Annotated in this window: 15 protein-coding genes; 10 read left to right on the top strand and 5 right to left on the bottom strand. The window is 56.1% G+C overall.

The window, feature by feature from the left end; translation table 11 throughout:
* Nucleotides 1–306: 306 nt before the first annotated feature.
* Together PGY33_RS01940 and PGY33_RS01935 are read right to left on the bottom strand one after the other, a co-directional pair.
* Nucleotides 307–1,239, bottom strand: coding sequence for an AEC family transporter (locus tag PGY33_RS01940; RefSeq protein WP_118478854.1), 933 nt, complete (start codon nt 1,237–1,239; stop codon nt 307–309).
* An 86-nt stretch (nt 1,240–1,325) separates the two neighbouring features.
* Nucleotides 1,326–2,996 (bottom strand): formate--tetrahydrofolate ligase, encoded by a 1,671-nt coding sequence (locus PGY33_RS01935; protein WP_118478856.1) that lies wholly within the window; start codon nt 2,994–2,996, stop codon nt 1,326–1,328.
* Between the two features lie 499 nt (nt 2,997–3,495).
* On the opposite strand from PGY33_RS01935, the gene PGY33_RS01930 reads away from it, so the two are divergent.
* The 4 genes from PGY33_RS01930 (at nt 3,496) to PGY33_RS01915 (ending at nt 7,704) form a co-directional block, all read left to right on the top strand.
* The gene (locus tag PGY33_RS01930) at nt 3,496–4,641 is read left to right on the top strand and encodes an FtsW/RodA/SpoVE family cell cycle protein (protein WP_158575072.1); all 1,146 of its coding nucleotides are present in this window, start codon (nt 3,496–3,498) and stop codon (nt 4,639–4,641) included.
* Between the two features lie 54 nt (nt 4,642–4,695).
* Nucleotides 4,696–5,262 (top strand): hydrolase, encoded by a 567-nt coding sequence (locus PGY33_RS01925; protein WP_118478860.1) that lies wholly within the window; start codon nt 4,696–4,698, stop codon nt 5,260–5,262.
* A 171-nt stretch (nt 5,263–5,433) separates the two neighbouring features.
* On the top strand, nt 5,434–7,242 hold the full coding sequence (locus PGY33_RS01920) for an N-acetylmuramoyl-L-alanine amidase (RefSeq protein WP_158575073.1): 1,809 nt from the start codon (nt 5,434–5,436) through the stop codon (nt 7,240–7,242).
* A 57-nt stretch (nt 7,243–7,299) separates the two neighbouring features.
* Entirely contained in the window at nt 7,300–7,704 is a 405-nt protein-coding gene (locus PGY33_RS01915; RefSeq protein ID WP_270477067.1) for a C-GCAxxG-C-C family protein, read from the top strand.
* 198 nt (nt 7,705–7,902) lie between these two features.
* On the opposite strand, the gene PGY33_RS01910 is transcribed toward PGY33_RS01915, so the two are convergent.
* The 3 genes from PGY33_RS01910 to PGY33_RS01900 form a co-directional block, all read right to left on the bottom strand.
* Nucleotides 7,903–8,469, bottom strand: coding sequence for a chromate transporter (locus tag PGY33_RS01910; RefSeq protein ID WP_118478866.1), 567 nt, complete (start codon nt 8,467–8,469; stop codon nt 7,903–7,905).
* Complete coding sequence (locus tag PGY33_RS01905) at nt 8,466–9,008, bottom strand: chromate transporter (protein WP_117751790.1); 543 nt, start codon at nt 9,006–9,008, stop codon at nt 8,466–8,468. The genes PGY33_RS01910 and PGY33_RS01905 overlap by 4 nt, the downstream gene beginning before the upstream one ends.
* A gap of 125 nt (nt 9,009–9,133) precedes the next feature.
* Nucleotides 9,134–9,502 carry a VOC family protein gene (locus PGY33_RS01900; protein WP_118478868.1) on the bottom strand — a complete coding sequence of 123 codons (369 nt, stop codon included), beginning with the start codon at nt 9,500–9,502 and terminating at the stop codon, nt 9,134–9,136.
* A gap of 169 nt (nt 9,503–9,671) precedes the next feature.
* Between PGY33_RS01900 and PGY33_RS01895 the strand changes: the two genes are divergently transcribed.
* The 6 genes from PGY33_RS01895 to ftsH all read left to right on the top strand — a co-directional run bounded on the left by PGY33_RS01895 (nt 9,672) and on the right by ftsH (nt 17,846).
* Nucleotides 9,672–11,672, top strand: a complete 2,001-nt coding sequence (locus tag PGY33_RS01895) for a DHH family phosphoesterase (RefSeq protein WP_118478870.1) — start codon at nt 9,672–9,674, stop codon at nt 11,670–11,672.
* A gap of 64 nt (nt 11,673–11,736) precedes the next feature.
* Complete coding sequence (rplI, locus tag PGY33_RS01890; RefSeq protein WP_110436125.1) at nt 11,737–12,183, top strand: 50S ribosomal protein L9; 447 nt, start codon at nt 11,737–11,739, stop codon at nt 12,181–12,183.
* 399 nt (nt 12,184–12,582) lie between these two features.
* A complete protein-coding gene (dnaB, locus tag PGY33_RS01885; RefSeq protein WP_188886039.1) occupies nt 12,583–13,950 on the top strand; it encodes a replicative DNA helicase in 1,368 nt (455 codons plus the stop codon).
* A 3-nt stretch (nt 13,951–13,953) separates the two neighbouring features.
* Nucleotides 13,954–15,306 (top strand): tRNA lysidine(34) synthetase TilS, encoded by a 1,353-nt coding sequence (gene tilS / locus PGY33_RS01880; RefSeq protein WP_118478872.1) that lies wholly within the window; start codon nt 13,954–13,956, stop codon nt 15,304–15,306.
* A complete protein-coding gene (hpt, locus tag PGY33_RS01875; protein WP_243022094.1) occupies nt 15,296–15,850 on the top strand; it encodes a hypoxanthine phosphoribosyltransferase in 555 nt (184 codons plus the stop codon). Before tilS ends, hpt begins: the two co-directional genes overlap by 11 nt.
* A gap of 37 nt (nt 15,851–15,887) precedes the next feature.
* On the top strand, nt 15,888–17,846 hold the full coding sequence (ftsH, locus tag PGY33_RS01870; protein WP_118479254.1) for an ATP-dependent zinc metalloprotease FtsH: 1,959 nt from the start codon (nt 15,888–15,890) through the stop codon (nt 17,844–17,846).
* Nucleotides 17,847–17,971 lie beyond the last annotated feature (125 nt).

Here is a 17,971-nt window from a genome sequence, read left to right as displayed (position 1 = left end):
GCGCGAGGAGCCGCCGCTTTAATTGTGCGGTGTTGCCTTAACAAAAACCCGTGTATTTCTTGTGAAATACACGGGTTTAGTTTATCGAAAAAGTTGAATTTAATTCAATCGCGCGACAGCGCGCATAAAATAGAATTTGCTGTGCAAATTCGTAAAAAGCCGGAGCATGTATCTGGTTTTTTACACTTTTAGAGGGAGAAAGTTTCTGCATAGGAACTTTCGGACGACTTTGTCTGCTTGTCGGCGAAACTGTAGTTTCGCGACAGCCGCAACCCGTGTATCTCTTGTGAAATACACGGGTTTTTGTTAAATGAGCACCTCAAACACCCATACCATCAGCGGCATGGTGAGAATGGAAAACAGCGTTGTGAGCACATACAGTGCGCTGGAATACTCAGCATCGCGGTCATAAAGCTGCGCCATCGAAGTAACGGTAGCGCACGCAGGCGTGATGCACGCGAGATACACGGTCAGCAGAATACTGTGTCCATCCGGAATCCAGCTTGCTGCACCGATGACACGAAGCAGCAGTACCGTGATAATCGGGCAGATAATCAGCCGCAGCAGCACAGGAACATAATGCCGACGGCGCATAAACAGCTGGCGGAGCGGCGTGTCCGCAATGACGATGCCAGCCAGCAGCATGCCGATCGGGCCGACCATCGCGCCAAGCTGAGAGAACAAATCGTTCACCAGACCGGGCAGCGGCAGCCGCAGGATGAACAGTGCACCGCCGATCAAAATGGCGATGATATTGACATTGCCGATGATCTTTTTCCACGCAAAGCCGCGCGTACCGCAGAGCAGACTGCGGCAGTGCGTCCACAGGAGAACCTGCTGTACGACGAGGAACGCACAGGAATAGATCACATAATCCTCGCCAAGCAGTGCCCGCACCAGCGGAATGACCAGAATGCCCGCATTCGTGTAGATGATGCAGGTGCGCTCAATCACATCCAGCCGCAGCGGACGGCGCAGCAGCCGCGCCAGCAGAAGAAGCAGCGCGTGCAGCGCAATCGCCAGTACAAAGGCGTACAGCAATCCGGTAACAACGGCAGGGGTGTAATCCACCTGAAAGGCGTTGATGATGACACACGGCATGACCGCATATACCATCACGACCGACAGCACGCGGCTGTCCGCACTTTTGAGCAGCCGGGCCTTGACGAGCACGCAGCCGATCAGAAGAATGAGAAACAGCTCGGCAATCTGCTGCGCTAAAATAAGACTGATTTGCATAATATCACTTTCACAGCAAAAAGAAGAGGGAAAAGTGGAGAGCACACCGCAGCCGATGTTCTCTCCACTCTTCATTTGAATTGTATTTAGAACAGACCGGTGATCTTACCGTTGTTGTCTACGTCGATCTTCTCCGCAGCCGGAACCTTGGGCAGACCGGGCATGGTCATGATCGAGCCGGTCTCTACAACGACAAAGCCTGCACCGGCAGCCAGACGAGCGGTGCGTACGTTGACAACAAATTCGGTCGGACGGCCGAGCAGCGATGCGTCATCGGAGAGCGAATACTGCGTCTTTGCAACGCAGACCGGCAGGTTGCCGTAGCCCATCTCGGTGATGTTTGCCAACTCCTTCTTTGCGGCAGGCGCGATGGTCACGCCGAGTGCACCGTAAATCTCCTTGGCGATCTTGCGGATCTTGTCCTCGAGCGGGAGCGAATCCTCATACAGCATGTGGAAGTCGGCCTTGCCCTCGTCGAGCACAGCCAGAACCTCGTCGGCCAGCGCCTGACCGCCTTCGCCGCCCTTGGCAAATACCTCGGAGAGTGCTACGCGCACACCGCGCTCGGCACAGTGCTCGCGGATGAAATCCATCTCCTCGTCAGTGTCAGTCGGGAATGCGTTGACGGCAACAACGACCGGTACGCCGAACTTCTTCATGTTATCCAGATGTGCATCCAGATTGCAGATACCGTGCTTCAGCGCATCCATGTTCGGCTGGTTGAGATCAGCCTTGGCTACACCGCCGTTGTACTTGAGCGCGCGGACGGTCGCAACCAGTACGATGCAGTCCGGAGCCAGACCGGCCTTGCGGCACTTGATGTCCATGAATTTCTCTGCGCCGAGGTCAGCGCCGAAGCCTGCCTCCGTGATGGCAATATCGCCCAGCTTGAGTGCCAGCTTGGTTGCCTGCACGCTGTTGCAGCCGTGTGCGATATTGGCGAACGGACCGCCGTGCATCAGGCAGGGCGTGCCCTCGAGCGTCTGAATCAGGTTGGGCTTGATGGCATCCTTCATCAGTGCCGTCATGGCGCCCTCTGCATGCAGGTCGCGTGCATAGATCGGCTTGCCGGTGTAGCTGTATGCCACCAGAATATCACCGAAACGCTTTTTCAGGTCGTCCAGATCAGCGGCCAGACACAGGATAGCCATAACCTCGGACGCTACGGTGATCATGAAGTGGTCCTCGCGCGGCACGCCGTTCACCTTGCCGCCCAGACCGATGGTGATGTTGCGGAGAGCACGGTCGTTCATGTCCATTACGCGGGTGAACACAATACGGCGCGGATCAATGTTCAGCAGATTGCCCTGCTGCATGTGGTTGTCCAGCATGGCGCACAGCAGGTTGTTTGCTGCCGTGATGGCGTGCATATCGCCGGTAAAGTGCAGGTTGATGTCCTCCATCGGAACAACCTGCGCGTAGCCGCCGCCTGCCGCGCCGCCCTTGATGCCGAATACCGGACCGAGAGATGGCTCGCGCAGTGCGATAATCGCGTTTTTGCCCTGTTTGCACAGTGCCTGCCCCAGACCGACCGAGGTCGTGGTCTTGCCCTCACCGGCAGGCGTCGGGTTGATGGCGGTAACGAGGACCAGCTTGCCGTTTTCCTTTTCCTTCACCTTGGTCCACACGTCTGCGGACAGCTTTGCCTTATACTTGCCGTACAGTTCCAGATCATCGGCATCCAGACCGGCAGCAGCGGCAACCTCGGTGATCGGGCGCATCTGACAGCCCTGTGCGATTTCAATATCGGATAACATGAAATTCCTCCTCTATTTTGCAGCGGGTAACATAATATATTCATTATATCAATACTTCGTCCGGTTTTCCATACAAGCACGCGAAAAATTTGCCGAAATTGTTACTCGCAAAGAGGGGTGTGTTGTGGTATCATATAGAAATGTAATTGAGGATGGAAAATGAGTGTGGCAGTGCAAAGCACTGCAATTTAAGGCAACACCGCACAATTAAAGCGGCGGCTCCTCGCGCAGGCTCCGGTCGCGCTGCCGCGGTGCTTTGCGGAAATTTTGTGTCCTGACTTTGGCTTCGGTTCCTTGCGCGAGTTCCGTCCGCGCTGCCGAAGTTTTACGGTAATACATCAAGTATTGCCGCAAAACTGTGCCTCGTCAGTACGCAAAATTTACTCGCAAATCACTCTTGTTCAATTATGCGGTATTGCCTTAATTCCGCCGCTTTGCGGCGATACCTTAATTTCCGATGCTCAATTCTCAATTTTCCATTTTGAAAGGGAGGGGTTTGATGGACGCTGCTCGTTCCATTGTACACTCTGTTACGCATTATATCAAAAACACCGACCTGTATCTGATGCTGCTGGGACTGGTCTGCTCGATCTACGGCATGTTCCTCATTTACTCGGCAACGCTCAACCCGGTGACGGCACTGGACGGCTCGACGAAAAACCTGTATGTACAGGGTGCCGCGATCATTCTCGGTCTGGCGGCATTTATTGCGCTCAGTCTGATCGACTTGGAAAATCTGGGCGACCTATGGAAAATATTCGTGATCGGCAACATTCTGCTGCAATTCCTGCTGTTTACGCCGCTCGGCACCGAGGTCAACGGCCAGCGTGCATGGCTCAATCTGGGCGTGACAAGCCTGCAGCCGGGTGAGCTTGGCAAGCTGATCTTCATCTTCACGATTGCCGCGCACATGACCGAAATACAGGATCATATCACCGAATGGCGCGGACTGGTTTCGGTCGGTCTGCACACGCTGGTAATGATGGGGGCGGTCGTGCTCTCGTCGGGCGACACCGGCATGGCGATCCAGTACCTGATGATCGCGGTTATCATGCTGTTCTCGGCCGGTCTGCCGCTCAAGTGGCTGGGCATTGCCGCCGGAGTCGGTATCGCAAGCGTGCCGATCCTGTGGAATTATGTGCTCAAGGATTACCAGAAAACGCGCATTCTCGTGCTGTTTGACCCGTCCATTGACGTGGAGCAGTCCCGACAGGCGACCTACGGCAAGATCGCCATCGGCTCGGGGCAGTTCACCGGTCAGGGCTGGACCAACGGCACGATGACCCAGATGCAGTATGTGCCGGAGAACCAGACCGACTACATTTTCTCGGTCGCAGGTGAGGAACTGGGCTTCCTCGGCTGCCTGCTTATCATCATTCTGCTGATGGCGCTGATCATCCGTTTGTTTTATGTGGCGTACCGCGCCTCTACGCCGTTTTCGGCGCTGATTGCGGTCGGTGTAAGCGGCATGCTGCTGTTCCAGACCTTTATGAATATCTTTATGAATGTCGGTCTGCTGCCTGTCATGGGTCTGACGCTGCCGTTCTTCTCCTACGGCGGTACGTCTATCGTAACCATGTTCGCCGCGCTCGGCATCGCCGCCGGCGTCAGAATGCGAGAAAAGCCAAGCTGGCTGCAAAACTGATATGGGCATCCCGTCCTATGCATACATTGAAAATGCCAGAAAGGATTTTGTAAAATGACCAGACAACAAGCATGGGAGCTTCTTCGCAGGTACAACGCGGAGCCGTTCCATTTACGGCATGCGTTGACGGTTGAGGGCGTCATGCGCTGTTTTGCGGAGCAGCGCGGCTATGACCCGGAATTCTGGGGCATTGTCGGTCTGCTGCATGACATTGATTTCGAGCAGTGGCCGGAGCAGCACTGTGTCAAGGCATCTGAGCTGCTGCGCGAAGGCGGTGCAGACGAGAGCATTATTCACGCGGTATGCAGCCACGGATGGGCGATTTGCGTGGACATCAAGCCGGAGCACGAGATGGAAAAGCTGCTGTATGCAGCCGATGAGCTGACCGGCCTGATCGGTGCGGCGGCGCTCATGCGCCCGTCCAAGAGCGTGCAGGACATGGAGCTCAAGAGCCTGAAGAAAAAATACAAGGATAAAAAGTTCGCGGCAGGCTGCTCGCGTGAGGTCATCGAGCGCGGCGCGGAGCTGTGCGGACTGACGCTCGAGGAACTGTGGCAGCAAACGCTGGATGCCATGCGTTCCTGCGAGGATTCCATCAACAGGCAGATGGAAGAAATTTAACGAAATATTGTACTTATATGGAATAATCGGGGCATTTGTAATATTACAATGCCCCGGTTTCGTCATATTTCGTTGAAATGTGCCCCGTTTTGTGGTAAAATACCATCAAGAATGCCCGCAGCGGGCATGCAGGAAAGCAACCCATCGGCGAAACAGCATGGAGGTTCAAGAATGCGTTTCAAACGAATGATCGCGGTATTTTTGAGTGCGGCGATATATATGACAGCGGGTGCGGCGGCCGCAGAATTGCCGCAGGATGCTGTGGAGGCAGAAACCACAGCCGTCACGACCGAGACTGCCGCCGAGCGGGATCTGACACAGGATCTGCCGCAGGCGAGAGCGGTCGTCAGCGCGGCAAAGACCACGCATGCGTTTCAGCTCAACGGCAAGGCGGTGACCAATCCGCAGGCGTACTTAATTAACAAGTATAATTATTTCAAGCTGCGTGACGTAGCCTATCTGCTGCGCAACAGCACCGCAGAGTTTGAGGTGGGTTGGGAGAAATCCACCAACGTCATCACCCTGACGACCGGCAAAAATTACACCGCGGTTGGCGGAGAGCTGAATACGGCGGCACTGTCCAGCGCGGCAGGCAAACCCACCACGGCTATCGTCAAGGTGAACGGCAAAAAGGTTTCGTTTGACGGTTACATCATCAACGGAAACAACTACTACAAGATTGCCGATATGGCGGCTGCACTCGGCTTTACGGCGGATTATGACGTACCCAGCCGCACGGTTTCGCTTAAAACACCGACACCTGCACCGATTCCGGCTTCGTTCACGACCGGTGTGTACCGCGTCAATGTCAATTCGGCGCTGACCGTGCGCAGCGGTCCGGGCAAAACCTATTCCGAAGTCGGCGAGTACGCCAAGGATGCTCTGGTTATCGTGGATAAGCTGTCGAACGGCTGGGCGCACCTACTGGACAGCGCAGGCGGCAGCGGCCGTTACTGCAGCGCGGACTATCTGGTGCGCGTAAGAGATTACAATGCGGCGGTCGATAAGCAGACCGAGCCGACTGTCTCCAAGCCGAGCGCACCTTCGACGCCGAGTACACCGGCGACTCCCGCCGAGCCGACGACGCCGACTGAGCCGACAACGCCGGATACGCCCGCCGAGACATTCACAAGCGGCGTGTACCGTGTAACCGTGGACTCCGAGCTGTCTGTTCGCTCGAGCCCGAGCACCTCCGGCACGCTGGTCGGCGTGCTGAAAAGCGGAGCGGAAATCGCGGTTGACAGCATCAGCAGCGGCTGGGCACATATTATGGATAACGCTTCGGGCAGCGGCCGCTACTGTAGTGCGGCTTACCTGACGCGCGTGCGCGACTACGTCAGCGGCGACGAGGATAACGATCCGATACAGCCGCCGCGCACCTCGCACATTGACGGCGTGATGACGGTCATTATCGACCCAGGTCACGGCGGCAGCGATGTCGGCGGGAACAACGGCGGTTCGCTCGATGAGAAGCATGTCAACCTGTATGTGGCGCAGTACCTCAAGCAGTACCTTGAGGCAGCCGGTGCAAAGGTTATCATGGTGCGCGATACCCTTGAGGAAGGCAGCGAGCTGACGCTGCGCGGCGCTGTTATGAAACAGTATGCGTCCTCGGCGGACCTGTTCTTTAGTATCCACCACAATGCAGCCAACACCACTGCACGCGGAGCGGAAATTCTGGCGCAGATTGCGGACAAGAACGGCGGCCCGACCAAAATTCTGGCGCAGGCGCTGCTCGACGAGTACGAAAAGCTGGGGGTTCCGATTCGCCAGATCGTGTTCCGCGAGGGCAGCCACGGCGATTATTATTACACCAACCGTGCAGCAGCGGCGCTGAATATTCCGGCGCTGACGAGTGAATTCTGCTTCATTGATAACGAGGAGGACCAGAAGTTCATCGACAGTGAGGAGGACTGGCAGAAGCAGGCGCGTGCACAGCGCAATGCGATCCTGTATTATTTCACGCAGGTGCAGTATTAAAGAGGCAACACCGCGTCTTTCAGGCGCGGTTTGCTTTAACAGAAGGAGATATTTGTTATGACAGAATGGGCAAAACTGGCACAGGATTTTCACAATCAGGGCTACAACTGCGCGCAGGCGGTGGTCTGCGCGTACTGCGATCTGGTTGGTCTGGATAAGGAGACCGCCTATAAAATGTCGGAAGGCTTCGGCTTTGGCATGGGCTGCATGGAGATGTGCGGCGCGCTGAGCGGTGCGTTCATGCTCGCGGGCATGAAGAACAGCGCAGGAGCGGATCAGCCGGGCACGACCAAGGGTCAGACCTATAAGGTCACGAAAATGCTCAAGGAGAAGTTTGAGCAGAAGAACGGCGCGTATCTGTGCCGCGACCTCAAGGGCGTAGCCGACGGCAATGTACGGCGCTCCTGTCCGGGCTGCATTGAGGATGCGTGTGAGCTGATTGAGGAATACCTCACGAAATAAAAAGAAAATCCCTTTCTCGACTGAGAAAGGGATTTTTTGTGCAATTCGGAGGGTAGCGGCAGGGTGAGGTCACCCCGCCCTACGGTATGTCGTGTGATTATGGTGTATGCGGCAAAACATTTGGCAGAATGTATCGGGTAGGGCGGGATGCCCCATCCCGCCGTTCCACAGAGAATCTGCACGATAACAAATCAAAACTTACAGATTAAACACAATGCCGCATACCGCGCCGATCAGGATAAACACAATCGGATGCAGCTTTTTGAGCTTCCAGATACCGAGCGACAGCACGAGGAAAATAATTATCGCCGGAACATTGATGACCGAACCGATGCTGGCAATACCGGCCCAGTTTTCCGTGTGCAGCAGGGAAGCGGCGAACACCTCGAGCATTGCGCCGAAGATCAGACCCGCGGACGCCGGACGCAGGCCGTAAAAGCCGTTCTGGACCAGCGGAGAGTCGCGGAACTTATCGAGCGCACGCGACACCAGAATGATGATGATGACCGACGGCAGCACAAGCGAGCAGGTCGCTGTGATGGCACCGGGAATGCCGGCTGCGTGGAAGCCTGCGTATGTTGCCGAGTTGACGCCCATCGGACCGGGTGTGGACTCGGAGACCGCAATCATGTCCATCAGATCATTCGGCGTGAACCACGGATACCGCAGCGAAATCTGCTTGAGAAAGGGCAGGGTCGCCAGTCCGCCGCCGATGGCGAACAGACCGGTCTTGAAAAATTCGAGAAACAGCAGTAAAAAAATCATGCGCGTTTCCTCCGGATCATACCGATGATAATACCGGCAGCAGCGGCGATAACGACCATCACAACCGGCGATACGCCGAAGAAAGCGACAGCCGCGAACGTAACGAGCAGGATAACACTGGTCGGAACGTCAACAACGCCCTTTTTCGCCATTTTCCACACGGACTGCAGCACAAGCGCGCAGACCGCGATGCGGATTCCGGCAAATGCGTGCTGCACGACAGCGAGATGCGCAAACTGCTGGATAAATGCGGCAATGATCGTGATAATAATCAGCGATGGCGTGATCATGCCTGCCGTGGCGGCAATGCCGCCGAGAATGCCGTGCGTCTTGTAGCCGATGAACGTGGACGTGTTCACCGCGATAACGCCCGGGGTGCACTGACCGATGGCGTAGTAGTCCATCAGCTCGTCCTCAGTCGCCCAGTGGCGGTTTTCAACGACCTCGCGCTGCAGAATCGGCAGCATGGCATAGCCGCCGCCGAACGTGCACACGCCAATCCTTGCAAACGTGAGGTATAGATCAAGGTAAGGATTCAAATGATACAGTCCTTTCGTCAGGAGATAACTTCAATAGTATACACCCGTTGCCGAAAAATGAACAGAATAATCCTGTTAAGAGAATGAAAAAAACGCTCAAAGCAGCAGCTCCAAGCGTTTTCTGTTTACTTTGCGGGAATGACCTCCAGCCAGTAGCCGTCCGGGTCGGAGATAAAATAGATGCCCATTGACGGATTTTCAAAGCAGATGCAGTCCATTTCCTTGTGCTTGGCGTGTGCGGCATCGAAATCATCCACGCGGAAGGCCAGGTGGAACTCGTTGTCACCGAGGTTGTACGGCTTGTCCCAGTCGCGCAGCCACGTCAGCTCGAGCAGATGCGGCGTTACGCCATCGGTCAGGTATACAATAATGAAGCTGCCGTCCGGTGCGTTGATGCGGCTGGATTCGGTCAGACCGAGAGCCTCCTTATAAAAAGAAAGCGAGCGGTCCAGATCGCGGACGTTGAAGTTGTTGTGTGCAAACGAAAATTGCATAATGATATCCTCCTGATTGCGAATCTACGGTTACTGTACCATGAAGCTGTGAAAATTGCAAGCGGACGGCGAAAAGATACAAAACCGGTTTGCATTTAGTGTTGAAATTTCTACAATGGCTTGCTATAATTAGGTTGAATATTTGCGTCCAAAAAAAGGAGGCAGGGGTTTGAAAAAGAGATTACAGAAGATGCTGGCTCCCAACAGCGTAATGTTTTATGTGCTGTTTTTCCTGTTTGCGGTCGTGGGACTTTATTTCTCCCGCGTGTACGGTGCGGCGGGTATTGTGGTGTGTATCATTCTGCGGATTGTTTCGCTGCGTACGAATGCGGCACGGCGGCGGCAGGTGCAGGAGCTGATGAACAACATCGAGGTAGATGGCGGAGAGATCCGTCCGGCGGTGACACGCTCGCCGCTGCCGACAGCTGTTGCGCTGGCTACCACGGGCGAGATCGTATGGGCGAATGACGCATTTGCGGAAATCAGCGGTCGGGGGACTGCGGTAAGCGGCGTTCGCATGGGCGAGATCGCACCGACGTTTGAGACCGGCTGGCTCATCAAGGGACAGACCGCGTTCCCGGGAGAGCTTGGCATTGGCAAGCGGCAGTACCATGTATTCGGCAGTATGGTGCAGAGCGGTGCGGGACAACTGATGATGCTGCATTTCATCGACTGCACCGAGTTTGTCCGTCTGCGGGATGCGGCTGAGACTACCCGTCCGGCTATCGCGGTTATCGCAATCGACAACTACGAGGAGCTGGTCAAGAACACCACCGACTCGGAAAAATCCAACATTCTGGCGGGCATTGACAAACGTCTGTTTGCCTGGGTGAAGGACTCGAGCGCCGTACTGCGCAAGTACGACCGCGACAAGTATATCTTCGTGATCGAAAACGCTGAGCTGGACAAGCTGGTTGCGCGCAAGTTCTCCGTTCTGCAGGAGGTGCGCGAAATTGAGAACCACGAGGGCGTTGTAGCCACTCTGTCCATCGGTATCGGACGCGACGGCGAAACGCTTGCGGAAAGCTATCAGTTTGCCGGACTCGCTGTCGACATGGCGCTGTCCCGCGGCGGTGACCAGGCGGTTATCAAGAATAAATTTAACTTTGCCTTCTTCGGCGGATTGAGCGAGGAAGTCGAGAAGCGCACCAAGGTCAAGAGCCGCGTGGTTGCCAACGCACTCAGCCAGCTGATCCGCGACTCGTCTCAGGTGCTGGTCATGGGCCACAAGAACAGCGATATGGACGCCATCGGCGCTGCTGCCGGTATGGTCTGTGCCGCGCGCGTCAAGGGCAGACCGGTGCACATTGTTGTGGACCGTCAGCACACCATGGCAAATGACCTGATCGAACGGCTGGAAACCCAGTCTGAGTACAAGGGCGTGTTCATCAGCGCCGAGGATGCGATGATCGCGTGCGATTTCAACACGCTGCTTATCGTGGTGGACGTAAACCGTCCCGGCTATGTGGAGAGCGCGGCGCTGCTCGAATCCATCAACAAGATCGCAGTCATTGACCATCACCGCCGTGCGGCGGATTATATCGAGAACGCAGTCGTATCCCTGCACGAGCCGTATGCGTCGTCCGCATCCGAGCTGGTCAGCGAGCTGCTGCAGTATCTTGTGCCGACCAGCGGCATTCTCACCTGCGAGGCGGAAGCCATGCTGGCGGGTATTTATCTGGATACCAAGGGCTTTGCAACGCGTACCGGCGTCCGCACATTTGAGGCGGCAGCGTATCTGCGCCGCGCAGGTGCGGAGTCGAGCGATGTCAAGCGCCTGTTCCAGTCCAGCTTTGACCAGTATATGGAACGTCAGAAGCTGATCTCGTCCGCGCGCAACTGCGGTCAGGGCGTTATCTTCGCTATCACCGGTGAGGAGGTAGACCGTATTGCGGCCGCACAGGCAGCAGACGAGCTGCTGTCCATCATCGGCACACATGCAAGCGTTGTTGCGTTCCGCAGCGGCGATGATATGGCGGTTTCCGCTCGTGCGGCAGGCCACGTCAATGTGCAGCTGCTGATGGAACGACTCGGCGGCGGCGGCAACCATTCGGCGGCCGGTGCACAGCTGAAGAATACCACGCCGGAGGAGGCCGACAAGCTGATCACGGATGCCATTCGCAGCTACTTCGACGATCAGCGGACCGAAAAGCAGGACGACAATAAATAAAACCGAAAAGCAGGCGAAGCTGTTCGCCGCATTCGATATAGCAAACACAAAAGGAGTAATCACCATGAAAGTAATTCTTAAGGCCGACGTTAAGGGCAAGGGCAAAAAGGGCGAGCTGATCGAGGTCAGCGAGGGCTACGGCCGCAACTTCCTGATGCCGCGCGGTCTGGCAGAGCCGGCAACCGCGGATAACCTGAACGTCAAGAAGGCGCAGGATGAGGCACACGCACGCAAGATCGCACTCGAGCAGCAGGCAGCCCGCGAGGCAGCCGAGAAGCTCAAGGAGAGCCCGGTAAAGGTTCCGGCCAAGGGCGGCACGGGCGGCCGTCTGTTCGGCGCTGTTACCTCCAAGGAAATCGCTGAGGAGCTGAACAAGCAGTACGGTCTGAACGTACCGAAGCAGAAGATCGTGCTCGAGGAGCCGATCAAGACCTTCGGTGTACACCGCGTAAAGGCAAAGCTGTATCAGGATATCGCAGGCGAGATTCTGGTGCAGGTAGTCGAGGCCTAACCTGTACCTATAGGGGGTATCCAATACCCCCTATATACGCCGGTCGGTTCCGGAGAAACCGACCGGCGATACCCCCGGACGCGCCCCAAGGGCGCTGGGTCGGGGGGTAAAAAGTCAGGCGCATGTCCTGACTTTTTACGGACACGGTATTGCCGTGTCCTATTTCATGCCGTGCGTGAAACGCACGGTCGCGGCCGCGGCCGCTATCCTTGCGCGACTTCTTGGTCGCGCTGCGGGCCAATGACTCGGTTTTCCGTTTGGAAAACCTGTCATGTGGTTGCGCTTTGCAAGCAAAGCGGGATTTGATTGACGCAGGCTATGCCTGCGTTGTCATTTTTCGTTCTTCATTCGCAATTCTCCATTTTCCATTTTTATTTTTTAGCGGAGGGAGGTAAGTAAGTGCCCGACGAACTTTTAATGCGGCAGGTGCCGCAGGATCTGACTGCGGAGCAGTCGCTTTTAGGCGCGATGCTGGTCGATCCGAACTGCATTCCCGAGGTCATCGAGCAGGTGCGCGCCGATGATTTTTACGCGGAAGAAAACAAGCGCATCTTTGAGACTATCTACTCGATGTTCAACGGCGCACAGCGCATTGACCCGGTAACCGTTCTGGATATGCTCACGCGCATGGGCTACTACGACGAGGCCGGCGGCCGCGCGTATCTCTTTCAGCTGATGGAGGTCACGCCGGGTGCGCGGAACGTCAACGAGTACGTCCGCATCGTGCGTGACAAGAGCCTGCTGCGCCAGCTGGCGGATGCGGGCAGCGAGATTCAGCAGAACGCCCTCGAAGCCCACGGTGAAGCCTCCGGCATTGCCGAGCTGGCGGAGCAGCGTATTTACAGCATCCGTCAGGGACGTGAAATTAAGGGTCTGTCACGGCTTTCTGAGGTTATCGCTGATCTGTATACCGAACTGGACGAGCGTGCCCGGTCGGACAGTGAAATTCCCGGCATGTCCACCGGCTTCCACGCGCTGGACACGGCGCTGACCGGTCTCAATAAATCCGACCTGATTCTCATTGCGGCACGACCCGGCATGGGCAAGACCGCGTTTGCGCTCAATGTGGCGCTCAATGCGGCTAAGGCAAGTGTTAAGAATAAGGAGCGCGGCGACAAAAAGGGCACCGGCGTGTGCGTGTTCCAGCTTGAGATGGGCAAGGAACAGCTGGCCAGCCGTTTCCTGTCAAGTGAGGCGCTCATTGAGTCGCAGAAGCTGAAAACCGGTAATCTGGACGGTGACGATTGGGTAAAGATCGCGCGTGCGTCCGGCGTACTGGCAGGACTGAATATCTATGTGGACGACAATCCGGCCATCACGGTTGCGGAGATCAAGGCGAAATGCCGCAGACTGGGTGACGAACTCGGTCTGATCGTCATCGACTATCTGCAGCTGATGCACGTCGGCGGCCGTCACATGGATAATCGTGTGCAGGAGGTCGCAGAGATTTCACGTTCGCTGAAAATTATGGCGAAGGAACTCAATGTTCCGGTCGTGTGTCTGTCGCAGCTGTCGCGTGCGTCCGAGCAGCGCTCGGATAAGCGCCCGATGCTGTCCGACCTGCGAGAGTCCGGCGCGATCGAGCAGGACGCTGACATCGTTATGTTTATCTACCGCGATGATTATTACGATGACGAGAGCGAGAACAAAAATATCGCAGAAATTATCATTGCGAAAAACCGTCACGGTGCGACCGGCACCATTGAGCTGCAGTGGGTCGGTCAGTACACGACCTTCTCCAACCCGGACCGCATTCACGAGGAGTAAGCCATGCTGGATACGGTAAAACGAACGATTTCCGACTATACGATGCTCGAAACCGGCGAAAATGTGCTTGTCGCCCTGTCCGGCGGTGCGGATTCCGTAGCGCTTCTGCTGAGTCTGCGCGAGCTGGGGTATCCTGTGCGGGCGTTTCACCTCAACCACTGTCTGCGCGGTGCAGAGTCCGACCGGGACGAAGCCTTCTGCCGCAGGCTGTGTGAGAAGCTCGGCGTGAAACTGACGGTCGAGCGCGTGGACATAGCCGCTGCCGCAGGCGATTCCGCGGTAGAGGAGACCGCGCGGCGTATTCGCTATGCGCGGCTGGAGCATGCCGCGCATGGAGACAAAATCGCGGTGGCGCATAATGCGGACGACAATCTGGAAACCATGCTGTTCCATCTGGTGCGCGGCACAGGTGCGAAAGGTCTCACGGGCATTCCACCGGTGCGCGGACGTATTATCCGGCCTCTCATTGAGATCGAACGGCGGGAAATCGAAGCCTTTCTGCGCGAGCGCGGACAGGATTTCGTGACGGACAGCACCAATGCGGACACGGCTTATACGCGCAACCGCCTCCGTCAAGAGGTCGTTCCCATTCTGCGGGAATTGAATCCGCAGGCGGTGCAGGCGGCAGCACGGCTTTCGCGTCAGCTTCGGCAGGACGAGACTTGCCTGCAGAGTTATGCACAGACCTGTGTACAACTTTGCGCAGTCGGGAACGGCGCATGGAAGATTCAGCCTCTGCGGGAGGCCGCATCGGCGGTTCGCAGCCGAGCATTGCGTCTGCTGCTCGAAAACGCGGATATGCCGCTCAAAGACGTAACCGCAAAGCACATTTCAGCGCTCGAGCATCTGTTGGAAACCGCGTCTCCGTCTGCGGAAACCGATTTACCGAACGGCTGTTTCGCAAGACGTGAATATGACGTTCTGCGCATCATTCCCAAGGCGGAAACCGCGGTCGAGCGGCCGGAAATCCCGTTTACCGTACCATTCGCAGGGATGATCTGGAAGGACACGGTAAGGCTGACTGCAAAGAAATTAGAAAAATCCGAAGTTTTTTACAAAACATTCAATACTTTTTGTCTGGATTGTGGTACAATAGATTTTGAATCGCTGTGTGTTCGCACACGACGCACCGGAGACACTCTGCGGCTGACCGAAAACGGAGGCAGCAGATCGCTCAAAAAGCTGATGATCGACCGAAAGATTCCGCGCTATATGCGGAATGCGATGGCCGTTATCGCGGATAAAAACGGCGTGATCGCGGTGCAGGATATCGGTGCGGACTGCAGCAGAACAGCCAAAAATAACGCAAATACACTGCAGATTACAGTAAAGGGGTTATCAAAAAATGGCTTATAATATGCGAGATGACATCAAGGAAGTTTACTTTACCGAGGAGCAGCTTCACGAAAAGGTAGCAGAGCTGGGTGCGCGTATCACGGAGGATTACCGCGATAAGAACCCGCTGATCGTCAGTGTGCTCAAGGGCTCCTATGTATTCATGGCAGACCTGACCCGTGCCATTGATACGCCGTGCAACGTGGATTTCATGGTCGTATCCAGCTACGGCAAGGGCACCAAGACCTCCGGCGAGGTGCAGATCATCAAGGATATCGCACAGCCGATCGACGGCCGCGACCTGCTGATCGTGGAGGATATTCTGGATTCCGGCGTAACGCTGCACTATCTCATGCAGATTCTGGCAGCACGCGGCGCGAACTCCATCCGCCTGTGCACGCTGCTCTCCAAGCCGGAGCGCCGCAAGATCAACGTCGATGTGGATTACCTCGGCTTTGAGATTCCGGACGAGTTCGTAGTCGGCTACGGTCTCGACTACGCGGAAAAGTATCGCAATCTGCCGTATATCGGTGTACTTAAGCCGTATGTTTACGGCGGCGAGTAATTTAGGGAAGAGGTGTTAAACCGATTTGAAAGGCAAAATGAAAGGCTTCGGCCTTTACCTGATCATACTGGTGTGCCTGCTGGCGGGCGTCAGCTATGTGGTCAGCCAGACACAGCAGACAGAAACGCTGTCCTATAATCAGATCTACAACTACTTTATGGATGGCGATGTTGACCAGTACGATGTGGACGACACCACGCTGACCATGCATCTGAAAAAGGAAAACCAGACGTACACTTACGATTTGGGCGACTACAGAAGCGTGTTCTATAATGATCTGGGCGAGACCATTCAGCAGCAGATGCGGGATGGCACGCTGACCAAGGTCGATTACCGCACGGCGACCATTCCGTGGTGGGCACAGTTCCTGCCGTATGTGATCCTGATCGTGCTGCTGATCGCGTTCTGGTACTTTATGATGAACAAGCAGTCCGGCGGCGGAGCAGGTCCGATGCAGTTTGGCAAGGCCCGTGCAAAGCTGGCGCAGGACGATAAGCGCAAGGTCACCTTCAATGATGTGGCAGGCGCGGACGAGGAAAAGGCCGAGCTGCAGGAAATTGTCGAGTTCCTCAAGAATCCGCAGAAATTCGTGCAGATCGGCGCGCGTATTCCGAAGGGCGTGCTGTTGGTCGGCCCTCCGGGCACCGGTAAGACTCTGATCGCGCGTGCGGTTGCAGGCGAGGCGGGCGTACCGTTCCTGTCTATTTCGGGTTCGGACTTCGTTGAGCTGTACGTCGGTGTCGGCGCATCGCGTGTGCGCGACCTGTTCGAGCAGGCCAAGAAGAACGCGCCGGCTATCGTGTTCATCGACGAGATCGACGCAGTAGGCCGTCAGCGCGGCGCAGGTCTCGGCGGCGGCCATGACGAGCGCGAGCAGACGCTCAACCAGCTGCTCGTTGAGATGGACGGCTTTGGTGCAAACGAGGGCGTTATCGTCATCGCAGCCACCAACCGCAAGGATATTCTGGATAACGCACTGCTGCGTCCGGGCCGTTTTGACCGTCAGGTCTATGTCGGCGCACCGGATGTCAAGGGTCGTGAGGCTGTCCTCAAGGTACATGCCCGCAACAAGCAGTTCGACCCGGATGTCAAGTTCTCTGAAATTGCCAAGACGACCGCCGGCTTCACCGGTGCAGACCTCGAAAACCTGCTCAATGAGGCAGCACTGCTTGCGGCACGCCGCAACAAGAAGCTGATCTCGCAGGAGGAGATCGAGGAATCGCTGCTCAAGGTCGTTATGGGCGTGGAGAAGAAGAGCCACATCATTAACGAGCACGACAAGCGCCTGACCGCGTACCACGAGGCCGGTCACGCGATCTGCTTCCACGTTCTGCCGACGCAGGATCCGGTACACCACGTTACCATTATCCCGCGTTCGTCCGGCGCAGGCGGCTTTACCATGCCGCTGCCGGAGGAGGATCAGGCCTATCGCACCAAGAAGTATATGGAGGAGTACATCATCGTTTGCCTGGGCGGCCGCGTGGCCGAGCAGCTGACGATGGAGGATATCTCCACCGGTGCTTATGGCGATATCAAGCAGGCAACCCAGATGGCACGCGCCATGGTCACCAGCTACGGCATGAGCGAGCGTATCGGCCCGATCGACTACGGCTCGGATAACGGTGAGGTGTTCCTCGGCCGCGATCTGGCAGCCGGCAAGGGCTATTCCGAGGTTAAGGCGGCGGAGATCGACGACGAGATTCACCGCATTATCGAGCACGCATATCACGCCTGTGAAAAGCTGCTGAGCGAGCACATGGACGAGATGAAGCGCGTTGCCGAGTATCTCATCCGTAACGAAACGATGGACGGCGAGACCTTTGTTAAGGTCTACAACGGCGAAATCGTTCCGGATAAGATCGTCGGCGAGGATCTGATGACCGAGCTGCAGCAGGAGCTGCACGCCAAGGTAAGCAAGCCCGCGGAATCCGCAGAGGAGCTTGCCAAGGTTGAAGAAGCCGAAAAGGATCTCGACCCGGATAAGCAGGATCAGTAAACATTCACAAAACCCCACAGAAAATTCTGTGGGGTTTTTCCTTGCCTGAAATGTCAAATACTCTTGACATTTTGCTGTCTGCCTGTTATCTTGAAGATGTAAAGAGAACTTTACATTTTAGCGAA

The organism is Butyricicoccus sp. AF18-9LB, assembly GCF_027684505.1.
GTDB lineage: Bacteria > Bacillota > Clostridia > Oscillospirales > Butyricicoccaceae > Agathobaculum > Agathobaculum butyriciproducens.
Note: the sequence above shows the minus strand (reverse complement) of the source record. Positions and strands in the feature narration are given on the sequence as shown.

Bases quoted from the DNA above. Each gene is read 5' to 3' on its own strand.
- PGY33_RS01940 (WP_118478854.1), bottom strand. From the start codon at position 1,239: ATGCAAATCAGTCTTATTTTAGCGCAGCAGATTGCCGAGCTGTTTCTC.
- PGY33_RS01935 (WP_118478856.1), bottom strand. From the start codon at position 2,996: ATGTTATCCGATATTGAAATCGCACAGGGCTGTCAGATGCGCCCGATC.
- PGY33_RS01930 (WP_158575072.1), top strand. From the start codon at position 3,496: ATGGACGCTGCTCGTTCCATTGTACACTCTGTTACGCATTATATCAAA.
- PGY33_RS01925 (WP_118478860.1), top strand. From the start codon at position 4,696: ATGACCAGACAACAAGCATGGGAGCTTCTTCGCAGGTACAACGCGGAG.
- PGY33_RS01920 (WP_158575073.1), top strand. From the start codon at position 5,434: ATGCGTTTCAAACGAATGATCGCGGTATTTTTGAGTGCGGCGATATAT.
- PGY33_RS01915 (WP_270477067.1), top strand. From the start codon at position 7,300: ATGACAGAATGGGCAAAACTGGCACAGGATTTTCACAATCAGGGCTAC.
- PGY33_RS01910 (WP_118478866.1), bottom strand. From the start codon at position 8,469: ATGATTTTTTTACTGCTGTTTCTCGAATTTTTCAAGACCGGTCTGTTC.
- PGY33_RS01900 (WP_118478868.1), bottom strand. From the start codon at position 9,502: ATGCAATTTTCGTTTGCACACAACAACTTCAACGTCCGCGATCTGGAC.
- rplI (WP_110436125.1), top strand. From the start codon at position 11,737: ATGAAAGTAATTCTTAAGGCCGACGTTAAGGGCAAGGGCAAAAAGGGC.
- tilS (WP_118478872.1), top strand. From the start codon at position 13,954: ATGCTGGATACGGTAAAACGAACGATTTCCGACTATACGATGCTCGAA.
- hpt (WP_243022094.1), top strand. From the start codon at position 15,296: ATGGCTTATAATATGCGAGATGACATCAAGGAAGTTTACTTTACCGAG.
- ftsH (WP_118479254.1), top strand. From the start codon at position 15,888: ATGAAAGGCTTCGGCCTTTACCTGATCATACTGGTGTGCCTGCTGGCG.